19 protein-coding genes and 1 tRNA gene are annotated in these 23301 nt (G+C 33.8%); 11 read left to right on the top strand and 9 right to left on the bottom strand.

The window, feature by feature from the left end; all coding sequences use genetic code 11:
* Positions 1-191: 191 nt before the first annotated feature.
* Genes OIU80_RS15780 through OIU80_RS15760 form a run of 5 tightly spaced genes read right to left on the bottom strand, consistent with a single transcriptional unit; the run spans position 192 to position 7027 of the window.
* On the bottom strand, positions 192-3368 hold the full coding sequence (locus tag OIU80_RS15780) for an efflux RND transporter permease subunit (RefSeq protein ID WP_264287947.1): 3177 nt from the start codon (positions 3366-3368) through the stop codon (positions 192-194).
* A 23-nt stretch (positions 3369-3391) separates the two neighbouring features.
* Entirely contained in the window at positions 3392-4462 is a 1071-nt protein-coding gene (locus OIU80_RS15775) for an efflux RND transporter periplasmic adaptor subunit (protein WP_264287946.1), read from the bottom strand.
* A 4-nt stretch (positions 4463-4466) separates the two neighbouring features.
* Positions 4467-5837, bottom strand: coding sequence for a TolC family protein (locus OIU80_RS15770; RefSeq protein WP_264287945.1), 1371 nt, complete (start codon positions 5835-5837; stop codon positions 4467-4469).
* A 21-nt stretch (positions 5838-5858) separates the two neighbouring features.
* Complete coding sequence (locus OIU80_RS15765; RefSeq protein WP_264287944.1) at positions 5859-6458, bottom strand: TetR/AcrR family transcriptional regulator; 600 nt, start codon at positions 6456-6458, stop codon at positions 5859-5861.
* 47 nt (positions 6459-6505) lie between these two features.
* A complete protein-coding gene (locus tag OIU80_RS15760) occupies positions 6506-7027 on the bottom strand; it encodes a YceI family protein (protein WP_264287943.1) in 522 nt (173 codons plus the stop codon).
* 211 nt (positions 7028-7238) lie between these two features.
* Here OIU80_RS15760 and OIU80_RS15755 point away from each other — a divergent pair, with 211 nt between their 5' ends.
* Together OIU80_RS15755 and OIU80_RS15750 are read left to right on the top strand one after the other, a co-directional pair.
* Positions 7239-8213, top strand: coding sequence for a polyprenyl synthetase family protein (locus tag OIU80_RS15755; RefSeq protein ID WP_264287942.1), 975 nt, complete (start codon positions 7239-7241; stop codon positions 8211-8213).
* Positions 8214-8318: 105 nt separating this feature from the next.
* Entirely contained in the window at positions 8319-8672 is a 354-nt protein-coding gene (locus tag OIU80_RS15750; RefSeq protein WP_264287941.1) for a hypothetical protein, read from the top strand.
* 100 nt (positions 8673-8772) lie between these two features.
* Here OIU80_RS15750 and OIU80_RS15745 read toward each other — a convergent pair whose 3' ends face one another.
* The gene (locus OIU80_RS15745; protein ID WP_264287940.1) at positions 8773-9324 is read right to left on the bottom strand and encodes a hypothetical protein; all 552 of its coding nucleotides are present in this window, start codon (positions 9322-9324) and stop codon (positions 8773-8775) included.
* 115 nt (positions 9325-9439) lie between these two features.
* Here OIU80_RS15745 and OIU80_RS15740 point away from each other — a divergent pair, with 115 nt between their 5' ends.
* On the top strand, positions 9440-12211 hold the full coding sequence (locus tag OIU80_RS15740) for a 2-oxoglutarate dehydrogenase E1 component (RefSeq protein WP_264287939.1): 2772 nt from the start codon (positions 9440-9442) through the stop codon (positions 12209-12211).
* 161 nt (positions 12212-12372) lie between these two features.
* Positions 12373-13599 carry a 2-oxoglutarate dehydrogenase complex dihydrolipoyllysine-residue succinyltransferase gene (gene odhB / locus OIU80_RS15735; protein ID WP_264287938.1) on the top strand — a complete coding sequence of 409 codons (1227 nt, stop codon included), beginning with the start codon at positions 12373-12375 and terminating at the stop codon, positions 13597-13599.
* 76 nt (positions 13600-13675) lie between these two features.
* Here odhB and OIU80_RS15730 read toward each other — a convergent pair whose 3' ends face one another.
* Both OIU80_RS15730 and OIU80_RS15725 read right to left on the bottom strand, forming a co-directional pair.
* A complete protein-coding gene (locus tag OIU80_RS15730) occupies positions 13676-15199 on the bottom strand; it encodes a T9SS type A sorting domain-containing protein (protein ID WP_264287937.1) in 1524 nt (507 codons plus the stop codon).
* A 221-nt stretch (positions 15200-15420) separates the two neighbouring features.
* Positions 15421-15858 (bottom strand): retropepsin-like aspartic protease, encoded by a 438-nt coding sequence (locus OIU80_RS15725; protein WP_264287936.1) that lies wholly within the window; start codon positions 15856-15858, stop codon positions 15421-15423.
* 471 nt (positions 15859-16329) lie between these two features.
* Between OIU80_RS15725 and OIU80_RS15720 the strand changes: the two genes are divergently transcribed.
* From OIU80_RS15720 to OIU80_RS15700, 5 genes are all read left to right on the top strand, one after another.
* Entirely contained in the window at positions 16330-16650 is a 321-nt protein-coding gene (locus tag OIU80_RS15720; protein ID WP_264287935.1) for an RNA polymerase sigma factor, read from the top strand.
* Entirely contained in the window at positions 16647-17378 is a 732-nt protein-coding gene (locus tag OIU80_RS15715; protein WP_264287934.1) for a tetratricopeptide repeat protein, read from the top strand. The genes OIU80_RS15720 and OIU80_RS15715 overlap by 4 nt, the downstream gene beginning before the upstream one ends.
* A 222-nt stretch (positions 17379-17600) precedes the next feature.
* Positions 17601-18380, top strand: coding sequence for a TatD family hydrolase (locus tag OIU80_RS15710; protein ID WP_264287933.1), 780 nt, complete (start codon positions 17601-17603; stop codon positions 18378-18380).
* A gap of 65 nt (positions 18381-18445) precedes the next feature.
* Positions 18446-19582, top strand: coding sequence for a 1-acyl-sn-glycerol-3-phosphate acyltransferase (locus OIU80_RS15705; protein WP_264287932.1), 1137 nt, complete (start codon positions 18446-18448; stop codon positions 19580-19582).
* Positions 19572-20603: an asparaginase gene (locus OIU80_RS15700; protein WP_264287931.1), complete on the top strand. Its 1032-nt coding sequence runs from the start codon at positions 19572-19574 to the stop codon at positions 20601-20603. Before OIU80_RS15705 ends, OIU80_RS15700 begins: the two co-directional genes overlap by 11 nt.
* 171 nt (positions 20604-20774) lie before the next feature.
* On the opposite strand, the gene OIU80_RS15695 is transcribed toward OIU80_RS15700, so the two are convergent.
* Positions 20775-22007, bottom strand: a complete 1233-nt coding sequence (locus OIU80_RS15695) for an MFS transporter (protein WP_264287930.1) — start codon at positions 22005-22007, stop codon at positions 20775-20777.
* 91 nt (positions 22008-22098) lie between these two features.
* Between OIU80_RS15695 and OIU80_RS15690 the strand changes: the two genes are divergently transcribed.
* The gene (locus OIU80_RS15690; protein WP_264287929.1) at positions 22099-22971 is read left to right on the top strand and encodes a LysR substrate-binding domain-containing protein; all 873 of its coding nucleotides are present in this window, start codon (positions 22099-22101) and stop codon (positions 22969-22971) included.
* 60 nt (positions 22972-23031) lie between these two features.
* A tRNA-Ser gene (locus OIU80_RS15685) sits at positions 23032-23116 on the top strand.
* Positions 23117-23301: the final 185 nt, after the last annotated feature.

Genomic DNA, 23301 nt, shown 5'->3' with positions numbered 1-23301 from the left:
AGTGCAAATTTAGGCGTTGAATAAAAACCAACCAAATTATTTTTATCTATTCTAAATAAAACTTAAAATAAGGATTCAATTTATTTCATTATTAATTTTTTAACATAAAATAGTTTTATTTATTAAAATCAAATAAAAAAACCTGTTCAGATGGCTGAACAGGTTTTTTAAATTTAAAATTATTTTGTAATCTAAAGTGTATGTTTTGGATTGAATCCGTCTTCACTTAGCTCTGTATGTACATAATCAGCAACCATTTCTGTCTCATAATCAATCTTTTCACCTTTAGAGAATTTGTGAATGATTTTTTCCATGATTTCATAGATAACAGGAACAATAATTAAAGTTAGGAATAAGGAAGAAATTAATCCTCCAATAATTACCCATGCCAAACCATTTTTCCATTCTGCTCCAGCTCCTGATGCCAATGCAATTGGGAACATACCAAATACCATCGCAATTGTTGTCATTAAGATCGGACGTAAACGAGCGTGATTTGCCTGAATTAATGCTGTTCTGATTGATTCTCCGGCAGCTCTTCGTTGGTTGGTGTAATCAACAAGCATAATCGCGTTCTTACACACCAGACCAATTAACATAATAATACCCAGAATCGTAAAGATGTTTAATGAATTATTAGTTAAAGCCAAAGCTAGCATTGCACCAATAAACGAAAGCGGAACCGCAAACAATACCACAAACGGGTGAACGAAACTATCATAAAGACCAACCATTACAAGGTAAACCAAAATAATAGCTGCTAATAATGCAATTCCTAATGTTCCAAAACCTTCACTTTGGTTTTCCTGATCACCTCCCCAGATATAGTTTACTCCAGCTGGTTTTTTTAGTTTATCAAGTTTTGCTTGCCATTGTGTAACAATTGTTCCAGATGGCACCCCAACGTTTTGTCCTTTTACAGTAACCGAAGCCGATTTATCTCTTCGCTCTAATTGGCTAGGTCCTGAACCTTCAGTAATTGAAGCAAACTGAGATAATTTTATTTGTTGCCCAGCTGCATTAATGAAAATTAGGTTGCTAACATCAGTAATACTTTTTCTGTCAAATTCATCATATCGGATGTTGATATCATATTCGTATTCACCAGCTCTATATTTACCATCAGTATTTCCGCTAAAAGCAGTTTGCATTGTTAAACCAACTGTTTGAAGAGTTAAACCTAAAGCAGCCATTTTATCACGATCAACCTTAACATTGATTTCAGGGTTTCCATCTTCAACAGTTAATTTAATCTCTGTTGTTCCCGGAATAGTACGTAATTCTGCTTCAGCTAATTTTGCAAATGCCATAGCGCTTTCAGTAGAAGGTCCCGTTACAATTAATCCTAAAGTAGCATCTTCGGCAGTTCCTAGAATACCTACTGGAACAGTTTTTACTTTTGCTCCAACCAATACTTTTTCTAGTTTACGTTTGATTTTTGCTGCATAAACAGAAGCGCCATCGGTACGATCTTTTTGATCAATCATCTTCACGTTGATCTCTGCTTTGTAAGCAGTAGCTTGTGATGCTCCAAAACCTTCACTGGTTTGTCCTACCGTTGTAATTTGACTGTGAACGTATTCCTCATTTTTCAAATAGGCTTCAGCCTTTTGGGTCATAAAGTTAGTTTGCTCTAACGAAGCATCTTTTGGCATTTCGATTTGTACTAAGAATTCTCCACTATCTGATGCTGCAAAAAACTCACCACCAATGAAACCTCCACCTAATAATCCAAAAGTAGAAGCAAAGAATAATACAAGAACTACTGCAATGGTTTTAATATAATGGTCTAAACACCAATTCAATAAATTAGATATCCAGTTTGTAAAACGAGTTAAATAACTTTCAAAGCCTAAAATAACTCTTCCAAATAGATTTTTTCCTTCAATATGTTCCAATTTTCCATAACGAGATGATAACCAAGGAATAATTGTAAATGACGCCAATAATGAGAATAAAGTCGAAATAATTACAGTAACACAAAATTGTGTAATAATATTAGAGACCAAACCAGAGCTCATTGCAATAGGCAAGAATACCACCACAATTACTAATGTTATCGAAGTAACGGTTCCACCAATTTCTGCCGTTCCATCGTATGATGCACGAATTTTGCTTTTACCCATTTCCATATGTCGGTAAATGTTCTCCAGAACCACAATTGCATCATCGACAAGAATACCTACAACAAGGGACAATCCTAATAAACTCATTAAGTTTAATGTGTATCCCATAAAGTAAATACCAATAAACGTAGAAATTAACGATGCAGGAATAGCAACCATTACAATCAATGAGTTTCTAATACTGTGCAAGAAGAATAACATTACTAATGCAACAAGAATTACAGCAATTAATAAATCATGAACAACAGAGTCTGCCGCTTCTAATGTAAAAACGGTACTGTCTTTTGCAACTTCAAGTTTTAATTGATTCTCTTTATAATCATTCTCAAGAACTTTTACTGTTTTTAATAATTGCTCACTTACTGCAACCGCATTTGCATCCGATTGTTTAATGATCTGTAAAATAATCGCACTTTTTTGATCGATACGAGATATTTTTTCTGCAACTTTTTGAGTATCCTGAACATCGGCGATATCACTTAAACGAACTTGAATTCCGTTTTGAGATGATACTACCAAGTTTCTTAATTCGTCAACACTTTTGTATTTACCTGCTAAACGAATTAATATTTTTTGTTCACGTGTTTGAATGTTTCCTGTTGGGAAATCCAAATTCGAAGTCAAGATGTTTTGTTGTACTTGCGGAATCGAAAGTCCGTAACCTTGCATTTTTAGGGCATCAAGATTCACTTGAATCTCACGTTCTTGACCACCAATAATATTTACCTGTGCAACACCTTGTACACGAGATAAGATTGGAGCAATTTTTTTATCAATTAAGTCATAAAAAGCAGCTTCATCCATTTTACCATTGGCACCAATTGTCATAATTGGTAAATCACTCAATGAAAATTTGGTTAGCGCAGGTGTTTTAACATCATCTGGTAAATCACTTATGATTGCATTAATCTTTCGTTGCGCATCATTCATAGAGAAATCTACCTTCGCATTCGATGTTAATGTAATCGATACGATAGATAAACTTTCGTATGATTTAGAGTCGATCTTCTTGATATTCTCCAAGGATGCAATTGCATCTTCAATTTTCTTTGTTACGGTGTTTTCTACCTCACTTGGAGATGCTCCAGGATAAACAGTAGAAATAGTAATAACGTTTTGTTCAAATTTTGGGATCAGCTCGTAGCCTAATTGGCTGTAGCTGAATAATCCACCAAGTATCAAAATTGTAAACATTACAATTATCAACGACGGACGTTTTATGGATATTTCGGCTAATTTCATCTTTTTTGCTTAGTGCTTTTAAACTATTTTATAATTTCTACTTTATCTCCGTCTTGTAAGTTAATTTGCCCTGTAACGATTACGATTTGCCCATCAGATAATCCATTGATAATTTCTACTTTATCACCTAAAATTCTTCCAGCTGTTACTTTCTTTAATTTTGCAGTACCATTTTCAACTACAAATATTTGGTTGCTACTTACACTTCCTACAAAAGCATATCTTGGTACAACCATCAAGTTTTGGTTTTGTTGGTTTGATGCAAAATTTGCAGTTCCGTACATACCAGCTTTAAGGTCGTTGTTTATATTATTTGTGATTTCGATTTCAACTGGGAAGTTTAAACTTTCGTCTGCTTTTGCAGCAATAAAAGTAATTTTTCCAGAAAAAACTTTGTCAGGATATACACTAGCAGTTACTTTTATTGTATTCCCTAATTTTAAACTTGTAACTTGATTTTCATTTACGGTTACAACTAGTTTTAATTTAGAAACATTTACGATGTCAAATAATGCAGTTGCTGGCATACCAGCTAAAATTGATCCTGGCTCGATATATTTTTTATTGATAAATCCGTTAATAGGCGCTTTTACTTTAGTATCACCAACATTAATGTTAGCTTGTTTTAGGTTTGCTTCAGCATTAGTCAATGCTAATTTTGCTTGATCTAATTGTTGTCTTGTAACTCCATCAGTTTTAAAAGCATTTTCATATCTCATGTAATCAGCTTTTGCATTTTGGTAAGCAGCCTGAGCAGCTTGTGCATTTACATTAATTACATCACCTCTAACGGTTAATAAAGTTTGACCTACTTTTACGTAATCTCCTTCTTTTGCCAATACAGTGATTACTTTTCCTGATTTTTCAGCAGAGAAAGTTAATTCTTGAATGGGTTGAAAGTTTCCGTTTGCAACAAAATCCAATGAAACTTCTTCTGTTTTTACAGTAGAAACTTTAACTGAAACGGCAGCATTTTTTTCAGCAACAATATCAGTTTTGGCTTTGTTTTCTTCTTTGTTCTTCGTTAAAATGAAGCCTATTAATGCTAATGCCCCGATAATGACTACTATTGTTATTATTATTGTTTTTTTCATTTGTTTAGTTATTTATAAGTGATTTTAGTTGGCCTTTTGATTTGATTACTTGAATTTCTGCTATTTTATATCCTAGCACTGCCGATGAATAATTATTTTCTGCTTCGATATAGGCATTTTCTACATCTAATAAATCATTTAAAGAGGCTAATCCTTGTAGGTAATTATTTTTTGTATTCTGTAATACTTGTTGAGCAAGCTCTCTGTTTTCTTTTTGATTATTAATAGTTATAAGGCTATTTTCCATCTGAATCATGGCATTGCTGTATGCAATATCAAGCGAAAGTTTGGTGTCTTTTAAGTCTTCTTGTAACGAACGAATAGCAACATCTGCCTGACGAACTTTGGCACGTGTACCAAAACCAGTAAAAATTGGTACTCTCAGATTTAATCCGATAGCTGAAAAATCAGACCAGTACACGCCAGATGACGGTTTTGCAAACCAAGGCATTTCTGGACCCTGACCTATATAATTGTATCCAGCACTTAAAGAAAGCGTTGGGTAATATTCGGCTTGGACTGCTTTCTTCTGGAAAACTAAAAGCTCTTCTTGTTTTTTCAAGAGTAAATATTGAGTTAAATTTTCAACATTTGGAGTTTCTGATAAAGCTTGAGGAGTAATTTCAAATTCGGAATTCGGAATTACAATTTGAGTTTCTACAGGCATTCCCATATAGAATTTCAAAGCATTTTCTTGTAATGCAACTTTATTGATTACTTGTTGACGTTGTGTACTGATGTTAGAAAGCTTAACAATAATTCTATTTAGGTCGATTTTTTTAGCTAAACCGTTATCATACTGCCCTTGAAGAATGTTTTTTACTCGGGTAGTATTTACGTAATTAGTATCTAATACCGTTAAGTTCAAACGTTGTACATATACATCGTAATAACTGTTTGCTACTCTTTCGATTACATCTTCTTCAGTAAGCTGCTCGTTAATTTGATAAAACTCGCGAGTACTTTTTGCAGCTCTTAAGCCTGTAAATACTGCCTGATCAAATATGTTTTGAGTTAATGTGATTCCTGCCGTAGAAGTCCATTTTTGACCAAAAGCTGCTTGAATCGTAGTTCCAGGAGCTCCAAATCCAGCACCATCAATAACGGTAGTTTGTATTACTGGATTGTAAGTTAAATTTCCGTTTGCCGAAATTTGAGGCAATGCTCTTGAACGTACTTCCTGTATTTTATACTCACTATTTTCTACTTGTAATTTGGCTTTTTTAGAGTCAGATTTGTTTTGCAGTGCATAGTTGATAGCATCTTTTAAGGTCAAAGTCTGTACACCTTGTTTGCTCAGATTGCTATTGTTTGTGTCTTGTGCATTTGCAGTTATTGCAAAGGTCAAGAGAAAGAGAAACAGTATTCTTTTCATGGATTATGGATTGCTGATTGATTAATTGCTAATTATTTGTATTTGCTTTTCAAGTTCTATTATTCCTGCAGGAGTTGCCATGGCTCTGGTATGGTATTCTAGAGCTTCAAGTTCTGCTTTTTGAGCTTCTTTTTCGGAGCTCGTGTTTTCATTTATATGAAATATTAATGTATAATAAAACTTCACATATATATCAAGATTAATATCTTCACGATATAATTTTTGTTCTATTCCTTTGGTAATGTTATCTCTAAAATATTGACTGCATTGATCAATCTCATGTCTCATCAAATTAGTGTATATTTCAGGATAGTGTTTCTTTAACTGATAAATTGGAGATGTGTCAATTGAAGACTGGAACAAGTTTTTAAACGTTTCACGTATTTCGAAATTTTCCTGAATTGCATTGTGTTTTTTAGCAACAACCGAGTCAATTAATTCATGAACTTGTCTATGTACAGACGAAGTACTCTCTTTAATTAAAACTTCCTTATTGCAGAAATATTTATAAATGGTTTTTTTTGAAATACACATTTCACCCGCAATATCATCCATGGTAACACTTTTAAAACCTAGTTTTAAGAATAAGTCACTCGCTTTTGATATAATTTTTTCTTTCATTTCGTTTTTCTTAATCTATTTTTAAAACTTCAATTTGATGTAAATATTTAGATACTGAATTCTAAGTTAGCTACAAGTTTAATGTCCTGCCCAGTTAATAGACCACTATTATGATTAAATGAATTATATGCTAATCCAAAATCTTTACGGTTTATGTCACCAGTAAGTTCAAATGAAACTTTTTTGTTGCCTTTATAATAATCAGTTTCTACTAATTCTACATCAAGCTCAACGGATTTTGTAACATCTTTTATTGTTAAGTCACCTTTAATAAAATTGATATTTTTGTTTACTTTCTGAAATGAAGTCGATTTAAAACTTATTGTTGGGTATTTATTTACATCAAAGAAATCATTCAGTTTTAAGTATGTGTTTATCTGTTCTAGTTTTGCATCTTTATTATTTACATCCAAAGAGAATTCTATAGTAGCATCCTCTATCTCATTGTTTTGGAGATCAACATGACCATTAAACGTATTGATAGAACCGCCCAAATAGGCAAGTATTGAATGTCTCATTTTAATTAAAACATCAGATTGATCAGAATCAATTGTCCAGTGTGTTTTCATAATCTATAACTATTTTAATAATTAAATGGATTTAACAGGATAAGTTAGAAATTGATTTGACCATCTTCATGTTAAATTTCGATGCAAATGTATATTGGAAACTCTAAACACCAAAATAGTTTCCTAAGTATTTTTAATTATTTAACATTTCATTAAGAATTGGGGTTTGCATTGCGGGCTTAATGCTGTAAATTAGCCGAAAATTATTTTTATGCATGCCATTTATCAATATCAGGAATTCTTCATTGATTATCTAGAAAAACAAACCATCCGTAAAGAGCCTAAAAACTTATACGAGCCCATTGAATATATTGTAAGTCTTGGCGGAAAAAGAATGCGCCCAGTATTAACATTAATGACTGCTGAAGTTTTTGATGTTGCATACAGTAAAGCGCTTCCGGCAGCTATGGCAGTCGAAGTTTTTCATAACTTTTCATTGGTGCATGATGATATAATGGACGATGCTCCTTTGCGAAGAGGACAAAAAACGGTTCATGAAAAATGGGATCTCAATACCGGAATACTTTCAGGTGATGCGATGCTTATTCTGGCATATCAATACTTTGAGCAATATGAACCAAATACGTTTAGAGAACTAGCTAAACTTTTTAGTAAAACAGCTTTGGAGGTTTGTGAAGGACAACAATGGGATGTTGATTTTGAGAAAAGAAACGATGTTACAATTCCTGAATATCTAAAAATGATAGAGTATAAAACAGCGGTTCTAGTTGCTGCAGCTATGAAAATGGGTGCAATTGTAGCTAAAACTTCTGATGAAAACGCTGATTTAATATATGATTTTGGATTGCAATTAGGCTTGGCTTTCCAGTTGCAGGATGATTATTTGGATGCGTTTGGAGATCCAGAAACTTTTGGAAAACAAGTAGGTGGAGATATTATCGAAAATAAAAAAACATATTTGTACCTAAAAGCATTGGCGCATTCTGATGATGAGGTTGCAAAACAGTTAAAAGAATTGTTTACAACACAGCCTGAAGATAATTCAGAGAAAATAGAGGTGGCAAAAAATATTTTTAATACATCGGGCGCTTCAAAAGAAACGCAAGAAGCAATAGAAATGTACACACTTGAAGCTTTTAAAACATTAGATAAAATGGATATTAGCGACGAAAAGAAATTGTCATTACGAACATTTGGTGAAAACTTAATGGGGAGAAAGGTATAGAGTTAGTAACCAGTTTCAGTTTTTAGTAATCAATTTTTAATTTCAGTTCAGATTCTGGTTTAGATTTTTCAATCTATCAATTCTGAAATCAATATCATAAATTAAATGTTTATAGCTCCACAAAATACAGATCTACTACTTCAGGAAGCTGAGAAAGAAGTTTTATATCTTAATTTAATCGAACAAATTAATAAAGATTTTAATTTGGCTAATGAAGGGGTTGATTTTCCGATGAGTATTTCTCCGGAAGAACTTAAGATCCAAATGCACGAAAAAGTATACCGAATGATTCAGTATAAGTTTGCCGAGTATTTAAATCTACTTTATATTATAGATGTTTCTGAAGCCGAAATAAAAAAACTAGATGGATCAGATTTAGTAATTCTAGCCGAACAAGTTTCTTTTTTAATCCTAAAAAGAGAGTGGCAGAAGGTTTGGTTTAGGAATTTTTATAAATAGTTTTTTAAGGTTCAAAGGTTCTGAGTTACAAAGGATCAGAGGTTTCTCCCTCTGCACCTTTTCTTGCCTTTGCACCTCTGTACCTTTTCTTTGCACCTTCCTAAAAATATACACGAACAAATGGCATAAAAGCTTCTCTATAAATGCTTTTTTTGTCATCGTGCAGTACGTCATAGCGAATCCCAATAGTTACATTTCCAGCTCGGTAACCAGCACCTAAGAATAAGGCAGTATTCCAGAAATTATCACTAAAACGAGGCTGTCCAAAATATTTATAATCGGTGCTTATGTTGATTTGTTCTAACTCAGCCGATAGTTGAATTTCAGGAATCGGAGTCACTAATCCAATCAGACTTCCTCCATAAAGAAAAGAAGAATACTCATTTTTAGAAGATACATATCCTATTTGAGCTCCTACACCAACAGCAACGATTGGATTAATGTTGTAAATCGCACTTGGTAATAATGAGATATCGGTGTATCCAGATCCAAAACTTAATCCGACTCCACCGCCAAATTGTACATTGCTCCAGAAATCATTTTGCTTTTGTGGGATGTAATATTTTTGTTGTGCGATTGTACCGCTTGAAAATAATAGACCCAAAATGATAAAAAATGATTTGAAAACGATTGAAAAATGATTTTTCTTCATAGTTAAGCGGATTTTAACAAATTTTTACGTAAAAGTACGTAAAAAAAAGATTTAAATAAACTCGATTATCGTACTTTTGCCATTCTATTTAACAAAAAGTATATTCACTAATATTATGGATAGGTTTTCATTTTTAAATGCAGCGCATACAGAGTTTTTCGCACAATTGTACGATCAATATACGCAAAATCCAGACAGCGTAGAGCCAAGCTGGAGAAGTTTTTTCCAAGGTTTTGATTTTGGAATGACAACTTACAACGACGAGACGCCAGTTCAGCAAATTGTTGAATTCGCAGCTAACAACGCCGATTGTAGTTTGGTATCTGAAAAATTGCAAAAAGAATTCAACGTATTAAAATTGATTGATGGATATCGTTCTCGCGGTCACTTGTTTACCAAAACAAACCCAGTAAGAGATCGTAGAACATCATCACCAACTTTAGACATCGAAAATTTTGGACTAACAACAGCAGATCTTTCGACTGTTTTTGATGCTGCCAAAGTAATTGGTGTTCCACCTTGCTCATTGCAAGATATTGTGAGACGCCTTCAGGCAATTTATTGTCAGCATATTGGGGTAGAGTATATGTATATTCGTAATCCAAATGTTGTAAAATGGATTCAGGATAAACTTGGAGTAAATGACAATCAACCTAATTTCTCTACAGATGAGAAAAAGGTTATTCTAAATAAATTAAACCAAGCGGTTTCTTTCGAGAACTTCTTACATACCAAATATGTTGGGCAAAAACGATTTTCACTTGAAGGAGGAGAATCAATTATCCCGGCTCTAGATGCTTTGATTGAAAAAGCAGCTGAAAAAGGAGTAGAGCAATTTGTAATGGGTATGGCTCACCGTGGACGTCTTAACGTATTGGCCAATATTTTTGGTAAATCAACACAAGATATTTTCGGAGAATTTGATGGTAAAGATTACGATCAAGAATACTTTGATGGAGACGTAAAATACCACTTAGGACTTACAGCTGACAAAAAAACAAGAACTGGGAAAAATATCAATATTAACTTAGCGCCAAATCCATCTCACTTAGAGACAGTAGGAGCCGTTATTGAAGGAATTACCAGAGCAAAACAAGATAAATATTACGCAGACGATTTCTCAAAAGTATTACCTATTGCCGTACACGGTGATGCTGCAATTGCAGGACAAGGTATTTTGTATGAAATCATACAAATGGCACAATTAGATGGTTACAAAACCGGAGGAACAATTCACATTGTAATTAACAACCAAGTTGGTTTTACAACGAATTACCTTGATGCACGTTCATCTACTTATTGTACAGATGTTGCAAAAGTAACCCTTTCGCCAGTATTACACGTAAATGCAGATGATGCAGAAGCTGTAGTTCATGCCGTTTCATTTGCGTTAGATTACAGAATGGAATTTGGTCGTGATGTATTTATTGATTTATTAGGATACAGAAAATACGGTCATAACGAAGGTGATGAGCCTCGTTTTACACAGCCAGTTTTATATAAAATTATTGCTAAGCATCAAAATCCAAGAGATATTTATGCACAAAAATTATTGTCGGATGGTATTATCGATGCAACTTATGTAAATGCATTAGAGAAAGAATACAAATCAACAATGGAAGTGAATCTTGAAGCGTCTCGTAAAAAAGATTTAACAATCATTACACCATTCATGCAAAATGAATGGAAAGGATTTGAGCAAGTTTCAGATGTTGTGATGTTGAATAAATTTGATACTACTTTTGCTAAAAAAGGATTAGATTCTATCATAAAAACAATCTCAAGTTTACCATCAGACAAAAAATTCATTAACAAAATAACCAAAATTGTTACTGATAGAAAAACAGGTTACGACAACAACACTATTGATTGGGGAACTGCTGAAGCATTAGCTTATGGTTCACTATTAACAGAAGGATTTGATGTTCGTATTTCTGGGCAAGACGTAGAGCGTGGAACATTCTCACACCGTCACGCGGTAGTAAAAGTAGAAGATTCAGAAGAAGAAGTAATTCTATTAAATGCTATTGAGGACAAAAAAGGAAAATTCGGAGTATTCAACTCATTATTATCAGAGTACGGAGTATTAGGATTTGACTACGGATATGCTTTGGCTAATCCTAATGCATTAACTATCTGGGAAGCACAATTTGGAGATTTCTCAAATGGAGCACAAATCATGATTGACCAGTATATCTCATGTGGAGAAGACAAATGGAACAACCAAAACGGAATTGTTTTATTATTGCCACACGGATACGAAGGACAAGGCGCAGAGCACTCTTCAGCAAGAATGGAGCGTTACCTACAACTTTGTGCAAGACAAAATATGTATGTTGCCGATTGTACAACACCAGCCAACTTCTTCCACTTGTTAAGAAGACAAATGAAAACAACATTCCGTAAACCTTTGGTAGTTTTTTCTCCAAAAAGTTTATTGCGTGATCCAAGATGTGTATCTACAGTAGAGGAATTAGCAACTGGAAGTTTCCAAGAAACAATAGATGATAATACAGTTAACAAAAAAGACGTGAAAACTTTAGTTTTTGTTACAGGTAAATTCTACTATGATATAGTTGCCGAAAGAGAAAATAACGGACGTAATGATGTTGCTGTTGTTCGTATCGAACAATTGTTCCCATTACCAGTAGAGCAATTAAAAGCTATTATTGCACAATATCCTAATGCAGACGATTATGTTTGGGCACAAGAAGAGCCTAAAAACATGGGAGCTTATAGCTTTATGTTAATGAACTTTGATCTTGTAAAATGGAGATTAGCATCATTAAAAGCTTACGCTGCGCCAGCATCAGGAAGTTATACACGTGCAAAACGTCGTCATGCAGATGCAATCAGAATGGTTTTTGATAAAAATCTGTTTAGATAATAAGGAGCTATTTCCTGCTGTACGCTAAATCTTTTCCTTTTTAAAGAAAAAAGAAAAAGGATACCGCTACCATCAGGGCTAAAAGAATAAAAATATAATTAACAAAAGTTGTTTTCGAAACAATTTAAAAATATAAAATTCATAATTTAAAATAATAAGACATGATTTTAGAAATGAAAGTCCCATCACCAGGGGAATCAATAAAAGAAGTTGAAATTGCAACTTGGTTAGTAAAAGACGGAGATTATGTAGAAAAAGATCAAGCTATTGCTGAAGTCGATTCTGATAAAGCAACACTTGAATTACCAGCAGAAGCTAGTGGGATAATCACATTAAAAGCGGAAGAAGGAGATGCAGTAGCAGTAGGAGCAGTAGTTTGCTTAATTGATACTAGCGCAGCAAAACCATCTGGATCTGCTCCAGCAGCAGAGGCTCCAAAGGCTGAAGCACCAAAAGCTGAAGTTAAGGCAGAAGCGCCAAAAGCGGCTCCGGCACCAGCAGCAACATATGCATCTGGAACACCTTCGCCAGCAGCAAGAAAAATATTAGACGAAAAAAATATAACAGCTTCAACTGTTTCAGGAACAGGAAAAGATGGAAGAATCACTAAAGAAGATGCTTTAAATGCAGTGCCTTCTATGGGGACTCCAACAGGAGGAAACCGTGGTTCAGAGCGTACAAAATTATCAATGTTACGTCGTAAAGTAGCAGAAAGATTAGTAGCAGCTAAAAACGAAACAGCTATGTTAACTACATTCAATGAAGTTAATATGACACCAATAAACAACTTGCGTAACGAATACAAAGACGCTTTCAAAGCTAAACACGCAGGTGTTGGTTTAGGATACATGTCATTCTTTACAAAAGCAGTTACAAGAGCTTTAGCATTATTTCCAGACGTAAACTCTATGATGGATGGTGACTATAAAGTAGCTTATGATTTCTGTGATATCTCTATCGCAGTATCTGGACCAAAAGGATTAATGGTTCCTGTAGTTCGTAACGCAGAGAATTTGACTTTCCGTGGTGTAGAAGCAGAAATCAAAAGATTGGCTATTAAAGCACGTGACGGACAGATTACAGTTGATGATATGACAGGTGGTACATTTACAATTACAAACGGAGGAGTTTTCGGAAGTATGTTAAGTACACCAATCATCAATCCACCACAATCAGGAATCTTAGGAATGCACAACATTATTGAGCGTCCGATTGCTGTAAATGGTAAAGTAGAAATTCACCCAATGATGTACGTAGCACTTTCTTATGACCACAGAATTATCGATGGTCGTGAGTCAGTAGGATTCTTAGTTGCTATTAAAGAAGCGCTAGAAAATCCAGTTGAATTATTGATGGATAACAATCCTAAGAAAGCATTAGAGTTATAGTTTATAATAATTTTCAATTGAAAAGCCGTCATTTTTTATTAAATGACGGCTTTTTTTATTCTAATTGATATGGGTTTTATTCTTTTACAATCTTTATCGTTTTTTCATGACCTTGAGATTTTACCTTAAGGAAATAAATTCCTGTTGCAACACTTGATAAATCAAGATCAGAATGCAGGCTATTTATTTTTTTATCCAAAATACGTTTTCCAGCAACAGAAAAAAGAGTTACTTCGTCAATAACAAATGAGTTTTCGATACTTAATATGTTTTTTACAGGATTAGGATGATATTTAAAACTACTAAGTTCAAAGTCAGGATTCGATAACGTATTTAGCTTTACAGTTACCGCTAGTCTTTCTTTACTTTCAATATCATTAATAGTTTGAGAAGCATAATAAGTAGTGTTATCTACTAATACGGTTGTTAGAGGTAAGGTAGTTTCGGTAGTTTTACTCATTTTATTAGTTCTACCTGTTGAATTATTTTTAGTACTGTACCATTTTATATTTTGACCTTTAACTATAATATCAGCTAAAGTTTGTCCAGATTTATATTCTAAAGTGATTTCATTTTTACCATCTACAAGTGGTGCTTGTACGTCTATTGTGATATATATTAACAGAAGACAGCCGTTCTCATCTTGAATAGTTACATCATAAATGCCAGGAGATGTAATTGTGAAAACATTACTAGACTGATAAGGCATGCGACTTATAGAATAACTGTATTTATTAGACCCGCCAGTTGCATTAACCGTTATTGTTTGATCTGTAATTACAGCAGTAGCTGTAAGTGCTTTTGGTTCCTGAACTTCTATAGGGTTCATTACACGACATCCCGTTGCATCTTTGATAACTACCCTGTACATGCCGGCAGGTATATTACGAATGGTGTAGTTATTTTCATACACACTCACAAAAGCATCCATTTTCTCTTCAATATAACAGCTATAAGGCGGAGTTCCTCCAGATACAAATGACATTATTTCTGCGTTGGAATCACCCTTACATCTAACCATAGTATTTAATGTTATCGCTTCTAAAGGGGGGATCGTTATATCTTGTACAACTATAGTTGCCGAAGCAGTGCACCCATTTGAGTCTTTGGTATATATTGTATGGGTTCCTGGTGTCATATTATAATAAAAGCGCTCTATTTGATAGTTAACTCCGTCTTTTGAATACTGATATGGAAAGGTGCCACCTGAAGCATTTAAGGTTATTAATGACTTGTAACATCCGGAATAGGCAGTGGTACCATCTAAGACAAGAGGAGAACGGTTAACGTTTAAAAGGAAAGACTTTATGGTAGCGGTAAAACTTCTGGTATTAATAATTCGAGCATAAACACTAGTTGATGCACCTGTACTCTGAAACGAAGTCGGATTTGGAATTGCATAAGCGTCCCTACTAGCATCATAGTTACTAAGGTGATAACTAATTGTAGTTTCGGTGGGATTTAAATCTCCAATTATTTCTGATTCTCGACTGGTTAAATCAAATAAAGTATTTCCATCGCAATGCACAATAGGGCTGACTTGTGCATAGAAGTTAAAGGATGTAAGTAAAAATAATAGATAAAGTAAAGTTTTTTTCATACGTATCGGTTTGTTAAATTTGTTAACAAATATACTTAAAAAACTGAATTTTAATTATATGTGTATTTATAATGATGTAATTTTTGAAAATAAACGAGTTTCTGTTATCAAAGGATGGCTTTTTTTATATGTTGATTTTCTATAGCTGAGTGTATTCCTGTAGATAGTTCATTATAATCAGGATTGTAGATATGTCTGGATGATAGGTTTTAGCCTCTTTTTTATTGCAGATATACATAATGATTATAATAATCGATAATCGCTTTGCCTTGAAGCAAAACATCAGCTCCGATAATACCATGAACAGGTCTGGCTTTGTATTGTCGTAAGGCTTCGTTTACGTGCGAAAGGTCAAAAATTACCAAAGCAAAATCCAAATCTTTCCAAGAACCGATTTGTAATATATTGTTAGATGCCGTTTGTGTAAGCATTCCTGTTGCTCCAGCTCCAGCAGCTTTAGTTTTAGAAGCTTCGGCACCCAACGCAAAACGTTCTATACTTTCAAAACCCACACAAGTATTAGAAGCACCAGTATCTAATATGAAGTTTCCGGAAATACCATTGATTTTGGCTTTAATTAAAAGGTGTTGTGTTTTGGTAACTTTGAATTTTATTTTTTTGTATTTCTCTTTTTTGAGAACTTCGTGAAGGTTTTCCATTTTCGGTAGGGATTGAATATCAAAAATAAACCAATTACAGCCAAAAAACTAATGATGTATAGCATATAATTCGTTGATTTCTCTTCTGCAGAAGCGGTTTTGATATTCGCATAAGTTTCTAAATCCATTGAGGTAATATCATCATATTCGTTTGCAGTTTTAAATGGTTGTTATAGTAATAGATTTTTGGAGAAGAATAATTGTTACCCCAGTTTTTGATTTATTTTAACTGCTGTGTGCAATTAATTTTAACACATAGAAATATAGATTTTGTACTCTCGAAAAGGCGTTTCACTTATTTTGAATACGCATAGTTCTCGGGCTATGTGAAAGAAATATATTTCTTTTAATTATTTAATTGTTTTAAAAGATTCTTGTTTTTGTATATCAACTTGATTTTGCAATTGTTACCCCTTTATTTGAAGTTTGTTTTTAGATTTTTTTTACATTAGCTAATTAAAAAGTCGTTTTATGAGCCAATCTAAAATTCATCCGGATCAAATGTATATTGAAGGGCTTGTTGTAAATGAATCGGCGCACGAATTGGTTGACCAAACAGAAGAATTTGAAGAAAAACAGCAATTGTTTGATGTCATGTTTCAGAAATTAGGAGACAAATGCCAAGAATTGCTAAAATTAAGTTTTACAATAAAATCGATGGAAGAAGTGGCAGAGAAACTAAATGTTACTTACGGCTATGTTCGCAAAAAGAATTCGCTTTGTATTGGTCAGTTAACAGAGTGGATTCAGGAAAGTAAAAACTTTAAATCTCTAAAAAATAAGGAGTCATGAACGAAGGACGCTATATATTATTCGATCAATATCTTCAGGGCGAGATGACTGTTGAAGAAAGAAAAAGTTTTGAGAAACAATTAGTTGAAAATCCAGAATTTGCATCAGCATTCGAAACTTTCAAAACAGTAAATCTTCATTTGGAAACCAAATTTGGGTATGAAAAAGAAAGAGAAGAATTTAAAGAAAATCTAACCCAGATTTCGAATACTCATTTTAATAAAAAGAAGAATAAAACCAAAGCAGTGTCTTTAAAACCATGGTATTATGCAATTGCCGCTTCTGTGGCCGTTTTAATTGGTTTATTCTTTTTTAATTACGATTCGAATCCTACTTTTGAAGATTTTAATCATCCCGAACAAGCATCTTTTACAGAAAGAGGAGATACAAATATTACTTTAAAACAAGCCGAAATCGCATTTAATGCAAGAAAGTATAAAGAAGCAATTCCGCTTTTTGAGGAAACGCTAAAAATAATTAAAACACCCGAGGTTCAATATTTTTATGGGGTTGCATTAGTACAAGAAAATGAGTTTCATAAAGCCGAAACTGTCTTTAATGAATTAAAAATGGGAACATCTGTGTATAAAGACAAAGCGCTATGGAATCTTGCTTTGAGCAAATTAAAACAGAAAGATTACACATCATGTAAAGAAACATTGGAGACAATTTCTCAAGATTATGAGGGGTATGATGATGTACAAGAGCTCTTGAACGAGTTGGATTAAAGACTTAAGATACTTTGCGAATTTTTTTGTGGAGTTACTTGCGGGACTTCGACTCCGCTCAGTCTGACAAGATTGCGAATAGGAAAATCCGTTTTTATCCGTGTTTTCGCTTTATTGAATCTGTTTAATCTGAGCTTCATTTTATCAAGAGATTTGGTTATTGCAATCAAATTGGGAAAGTTTTTAATATTGTCGTAATTTTGGGCTTTTAAAATTATACAATTGAATCCAAATACAATTATTACCGATACGCATACCCATTTATACTCAGAAGAATTTGATCAAGATCGTGACCAAATGATTCAAAGAGCAATCGATGCTGGTGTCTCTCGTTTTTTTATTCCTGCAATCGATGCTGCTTCTACACAACCAATGTATGATTTGGAGCAGAAATATCCAGATAATGTGTTTTTAATGATGGGTTTGCATCCCACTTACGTGAAAGATAATTATCTTGATGAGCTAAAGCATGTAGAAACCGAATTAGCAAAGCGAAAATTTTATGCAGTCGGAGAAATTGGAATCGATTTGTATTGGGATAAAACCCATTTAAAGGAGCAACAAATTGCTTTTAGAACGCAGATTCAATGGGCAAAACAATATAAATTGCCAATCGTGATTCATTGCCGTGATGCTTTTGATGAAATTTTTGAAATCTTGGAAGAAGAAAAATCAGATGATTTGTTTGGAATTTTTCATTGCTTTACAGGAACTCACGAGCAAGCATTGCAAGCGATATCTTATAATATGAAGCTTGGAATCGGCGGTGTAGTAACATTCAAAAATGGAAAAATCGATCAATTTCTTAATCAGATCGATTTAAAACATATAGTATTAGAAACTGATTCTCCTTATTTAGCGCCAATTCCTTTTCGCGGAAAACGCAACGAAAGTAGTTATTTGGTGAACGTTGTGGCAAAATTAGCCGATATATATGATGTTTCCGAAGAAGAAATAGCAACAATAACAACTCAAAATTCAAAAGACGTTTTTGGGATTTAACTTAGAACGTATGATACTTTGATTTTTTTTTTGTTCATTTGTCCACTTAAATATAGATATTAATAATGCAGAAATTTGATGCGATTCGACCGTTTTATGATTCAGAAGTAAATGAAGCCCTTCATGGCGTAGCAAATCATCCAATGATGAAAGCTATGATGAATTTTTCATTTCCAGAGTTAGAAGACGAAGTTTGGAAGGAACAATTGAAGAGAACTCACTCTATTCGTGATTTTCAATGCAATTTTATTTATCAGACAATTCAGAAAGTTTTAGAAAGAAGTTCAGAAGGATTAACCACTTCGGGGTTTGAGAAACTTGAAAAAAACACTTCTTATTTATTTGTTTCTAATCATAGAGACATTCTTTTAGATACAACATTATTAAATGTTTGCTTATTCGAGCATGGTTTGGTAATGACTGCTTCGGCAATTGGAGACAATTTGGTTAAAAAAAGTTTCTTAAATATATTAGCTAAATTAAATCGTAATTTCTTGGTTTTGCGCGGACTTTCTCCTCGTGAAATGCTGCAAAGTTCAAAGTTGTTGTCGGAGTATATCGGACATTTATTGTTTCGTGAGAACCGTTCTGTTTGGATTGCACAACGTGAGGGAAGAACAAAAGACGGAAATGATGCTACAAATCCGGGTGTTTTAAAAATGTTAGGAATGGGATCAGATGAAGCAAACCTGATGGACTATTTCAAGAAAATGAAAATCGTTCCAGTTTCTATTTCATACGAATATGACCCGACTGATGCGCTAAAAATGCCACAATTAATGGCAGAAGCGAATAACGAGATTTACATAAAAGAAAAAAATGAAGATTTCATGACCATTTTAAGTGGTATCATGGGAACTAAAAAAAGAATACACATTTCTGTTGGGGATGTTCTAGATAAAGAAATTGACCAGATTGCGGCAGAAAATGACAATGCGAATAAACAAATTCAAGCATTGGCGCAAGCTATAGATGATTCGATATTGAAAAATTATAAATTGTGGCCAACTAATTACATCGCCTACGACATCTTAAATAAAACAGATAAGTTCTCTCATTTGTATAAAGAAAACGAAAAATCATTATTCGAACGACGTTTAGAGATGCGTATCGGTAGCGATAATCCAATTGCAGTACAAGGAATTCTTGCAATGTATGCAAATCCTGTAGTGAATAAATTAAAATACCAAGATGCCATCTAAAGCCAAAATACTTTTAATTTATACCGGAGGAACTATCGGTATGAGTAAAGATTTTGAGACTGGAGCGCTCAAAGCCTTCAACTTTAATAAATTATTGCAAAAAATTCCAGAGCTGAAACAATTGGATTGTGAAATCGAAACGGTTTCTTATGATAATCCTATTGATTCATCGAACATGAATCCGGATAAGTGGACAGAAATTGCCATGATCATCGAAGATAGTTACAATTCTTTTGATGGATTTGTAGTGCTGCACGGTTCGGATACAATGTCATACTCAGCATCAGCATTGAGTTTTATGCTAGAAAATTTAGCAAAACCAGTTATTTTTACTGGATCGCAATTGCCAATTGGAGATTTGCGAACAGATGCTAAAGAAAATTTAATCACGGCGATTCAGATTGCTTCACTTCAGGAAGATGGAAAACCTGTAATTAATGAGGTTTGCTTGTATTTTGAGTACAAATTATACCGTGGTAACAGAACTTCTAAAGTAAATGCAGAGCATTTTAAAGCTTTTACGGCTCCAAATTATCCTGAATTGGTAGAATCTGGAGTTCATTTGAAATTAAACAGACATTTGTTTCTTCCTATAAAAACAGATGCTAAACTGATTGTTCACAAAAAGTTAGACAATCATGTTGCAATAGTAAAAATGTTTCCGGGAATGAGCGAGATTGTTTTTGCAGGAATACTAGCAATTCCAGGCTTAAAAGGAATTGTTCTGGAAACGTATGGTTCTGGAAATGCACCAACAGAAGACTGGTTTCTAGGTACTATCAAAAAAGCAATTCAATCAGGCATGCATATCGTAAACGTAACGCAATGCTCAGGCGGAAGTGTGAATATGGGGCAATATGAAACAAGTACTGAACTTAAACAACTTGGTATTATCTCAGGAAAAGACATCACAACCGAAGCTGCAATTACAAAACTAATGTATTTGTTGGGACATGGAATTGAAGCAGAAAATTTCAAGACTGTTTTTGAAACGGCATTACGCGGTGAGATTTCTCTTTAAATTCAGTTAAACATATAAATGATTAAGTTCATTTTAGTGAACTTCTTCTCTAAACTTGTCATTCTGAGCGGAGTCGAATAATCGTACGAGTAAATCTACAAACTATGTCGAGCTACTTATGTGTTCTTCGACTCCGCTCAGAATGACAAGTTTGTCGATAATTGGAATTTATTAGTTTTTATAATGAACCTCACAAGTCTGAAACTCTTCTTGAGAGCTGAGCTTTTTGTAGTAAACATACACGATTACCGAAATAATACATACTATTCCCTGTATTGCAACTGTGTGGCGTACTCCTAATGTGTGAGAAACATAGCCAATAATCAGACTCCCCACAGGAATCATTCCTTGGTATGCCATAAGATAATAACTAATACTTCTTGAACGCATATTAACTGTGCTTTGTGTTTGGATGTATATGTTTATCGATGAGGTTTGAGCCATCATTCCAACGCCACTTAATCCCATGCAAATAAGAGCTATTGTTAAACTGTTTGAATAGGCCAAAATAATAATACTAAAGCCCATTAAAAGGCTGGCTGCAATCATTATTTTGTTCATGTTTTTTGCTGTTTTTAAATTGGCTAGGTAAATAGCCGATACAATAGAACCAATACCAGCAGCACTTTCAAACCAACTAAAAGTTTCAGCATTACCACTAAAGATATCTTTTGCAAAAACAGGCATTAGCGTATTGAAAGAGATAACAAACAAACTACTGCACATTAGCATTAAAAGCATTCTTGCCATTTCTTTTTCTTTTTTTACATAATCCCAGCCTTCAATAAAATCTTCGAGCATTTTAAGTTTATCCGTTGCTTTAATGTGAGGAGTAATTTTCATCATTAATAAAGAAATAATAACTGGAATATAACTCAGGAAGTTTCCAATAAAACAGATGTCTTCGCCATATTGATGCAAAATAATTCCCGCTAAGGCAGGACCAGCAATTCGGGCAAAATTATTAAGAGTAGAGTTTAAAGCAACTGCATTTGGTAAATCTTCTTTATTGTCTACAATGTCAATCATCATTGTTTGTCTGCAAGTCATATCAAATGCATTTATAATTCCCTGCAAAAGACTTAATGCTAAAATAAAGTTGATGTTGTATATTTTGAGATAAATAAGCAGAGCCATTGCACCAGCCTGAAACATTGCCAAAGATTGCAAGATAATTATACTGCGGTGTCTGTCGTAACGGCCAATAATGCTTCCAGCCAAAGGAGCAAGAAACAAAGATGGAATCATGCTTAAAAAAGTAGTTAGCCCTAATAGAAAAACAGAACCTGTAATGCTATAAACCATCCAACTTACGGCCGTTTTTTGCAACCATGTACCAATCACAGACACTGATTGTCCGTAAAAGAATAGTTTGAAGTTTTTTGATTTTAAGGCTTTAAACATGATGCTGAATATTTTTTTACAAAGTTCGGGATTATGATTTCATTAGAAAAATTAATAATTTTACTGATAATAAGTAGTAAAACTTATCAATATGGAAATCTATCAATTGCAATATTTTATTAAAACAGCAGAAGTACTTCATTTTACAAAAGCTGCTGAATTGTGTTTTGTAACTCAATCGGGATTATCACAGCAAATAAAAAAATTAGAAGAAGAACTCGGAATGCCTTTGTTTGTTAGGATTGGTAAAAAAGTTCAGCTCACCGAAGCAGGGTCCGTTTTTTTGATTCATGCCAAACAAGTGATAGAAAGTGTGCAGAGCAGCAAGCAGGCAATCGACGATTTAAATGAAATGATTGGCGGCGAATTACGCATTGGGGTTACTTATATTTTTGGTCTTTTGGTTTTGCCAATTGTCAATTTATTTGCGAGAACCTACCCGAATTTAAAAATTGTGGTTGAATATGGGACTACAGAACCCATGCAGAAAAAATTATTGAATAATGAGCTGGACTTGGTTTTATTAATTTCTTCATATGAAATAGAAGAGCCATTTCATAAAGTCCCTTTGTTTACTTCTGATTTAGTTATGGCTGTTGCTAAATCGCATGAACTCGCAAGTTTAGATACAATTGCTTTTAAAGAAATAGAAAATCTACCGCTTATTTTACCTGCAAGAGGGTTTAATTCGAGAGAGTTTTTGGATGAATTGTTTATAAAGAATAATATGAAACCTCGAGTCTCTATTGAGCTAAATGCAATTCATGCATTATTTCGATTGGTTGAAGGTGGCCATTGGGCGACTGTAGTTACAGAAAAAGCACTAAAAGGCTGGGATAACCTTAAAGCAATTCAGATAACGGGAGTGGCTACAAAGAGAGATTCGTTTATGCTTACTATAGGAGGAGCATATCAAAAAAAGGCAGTAAAGCTTTTTGTAGAAGAATTTAGAAAAAGTATGTAAGGATTAGTTGATTTTATTTTAATAGCTCAGTTTTTTTCATGTTATTTGCAATCCTATAATAGAGAGGTGGCCGAGTGGCTGAAGGCGCACGCTTGGAAAGCGTGTATATGGCAACATATCGTGGGTTCGAATCCCATCCTCTCTGCAAAGACAAACCCTTGTGAAGTTTTGTTCACAAGGGTTTATTGTTTTTATTTAAGTCATCAATTTCTATTGCCCGAGCTTTTCCTAATTCCATCATGATTAGGACTATTTGGGATAAAAGCATTTTTGGCTATATCGACATCGACTTCAGAGCCCAGTTACCGCACGAATCCTTTCGTGTGATAT

Source organism: Flavobacterium frigoritolerans (assembly GCF_025847275.1).
GTDB lineage: Bacteria > Bacteroidota > Bacteroidia > Flavobacteriales > Flavobacteriaceae > Flavobacterium > Flavobacterium frigoritolerans.
The sequence above is the reverse complement of the archived record's forward strand: the minus strand, read 5'-3'. Positions and strand labels throughout refer to the sequence as shown.

Coding starts and splice junctions, on each gene's coding strand:
- odhB (WP_264287938.1), top strand. CDS start 12,373: ATGATTTTAGAAATGAAAGTCCCATCACCAGGGGAATCAATAAAAGAA.
- OIU80_RS15695 (WP_264287930.1), bottom strand. CDS start 22,007: ATGTTTAAAGCCTTAAAATCAAAAAACTTCAAACTATTCTTTTACGGA.
- OIU80_RS15760 (WP_264287943.1), bottom strand. CDS start 7,027: ATGAAAACACACTGGACAATTGATTCTGATCAATCTGATGTTTTAATT.
- OIU80_RS15745 (WP_264287940.1), bottom strand. CDS start 9,324: ATGAAGAAAAATCATTTTTCAATCGTTTTCAAATCATTTTTTATCATT.
- OIU80_RS15740 (WP_264287939.1), top strand. CDS start 9,440: ATGGATAGGTTTTCATTTTTAAATGCAGCGCATACAGAGTTTTTCGCA.
- OIU80_RS15700 (WP_264287931.1), top strand. CDS start 19,572: ATGCCATCTAAAGCCAAAATACTTTTAATTTATACCGGAGGAACTATC.
- OIU80_RS15770 (WP_264287945.1), bottom strand. CDS start 5,837: ATGAAAAGAATACTGTTTCTCTTTCTCTTGACCTTTGCAATAACTGCA.
- OIU80_RS15705 (WP_264287932.1), top strand. CDS start 18,446: ATGCAGAAATTTGATGCGATTCGACCGTTTTATGATTCAGAAGTAAAT.
- OIU80_RS15720 (WP_264287935.1), top strand. CDS start 16,330: ATGAGCCAATCTAAAATTCATCCGGATCAAATGTATATTGAAGGGCTT.
- OIU80_RS15780 (WP_264287947.1), bottom strand. CDS start 3,368: ATGAAATTAGCCGAAATATCCATAAAACGTCCGTCGTTGATAATTGTA.
- OIU80_RS15690 (WP_264287929.1), top strand. CDS start 22,099: ATGGAAATCTATCAATTGCAATATTTTATTAAAACAGCAGAAGTACTT.
- OIU80_RS15730 (WP_264287937.1), bottom strand. CDS start 15,199: ATGAAAAAAACTTTACTTTATCTATTATTTTTACTTACATCCTTTAAC.
- OIU80_RS15775 (WP_264287946.1), bottom strand. CDS start 4,462: ATGAAAAAAACAATAATAATAACAATAGTAGTCATTATCGGGGCATTA.
- OIU80_RS15715 (WP_264287934.1), top strand. CDS start 16,647: ATGAACGAAGGACGCTATATATTATTCGATCAATATCTTCAGGGCGAG.
- OIU80_RS15755 (WP_264287942.1), top strand. CDS start 7,239: ATGCATGCCATTTATCAATATCAGGAATTCTTCATTGATTATCTAGAA.
- OIU80_RS15750 (WP_264287941.1), top strand. CDS start 8,319: ATGTTTATAGCTCCACAAAATACAGATCTACTACTTCAGGAAGCTGAG.
- OIU80_RS15725 (WP_264287936.1), bottom strand. CDS start 15,858: ATGGAAAACCTTCACGAAGTTCTCAAAAAAGAGAAATACAAAAAAATA.
- OIU80_RS15765 (WP_264287944.1), bottom strand. CDS start 6,458: ATGAAAGAAAAAATTATATCAAAAGCGAGTGACTTATTCTTAAAACTA.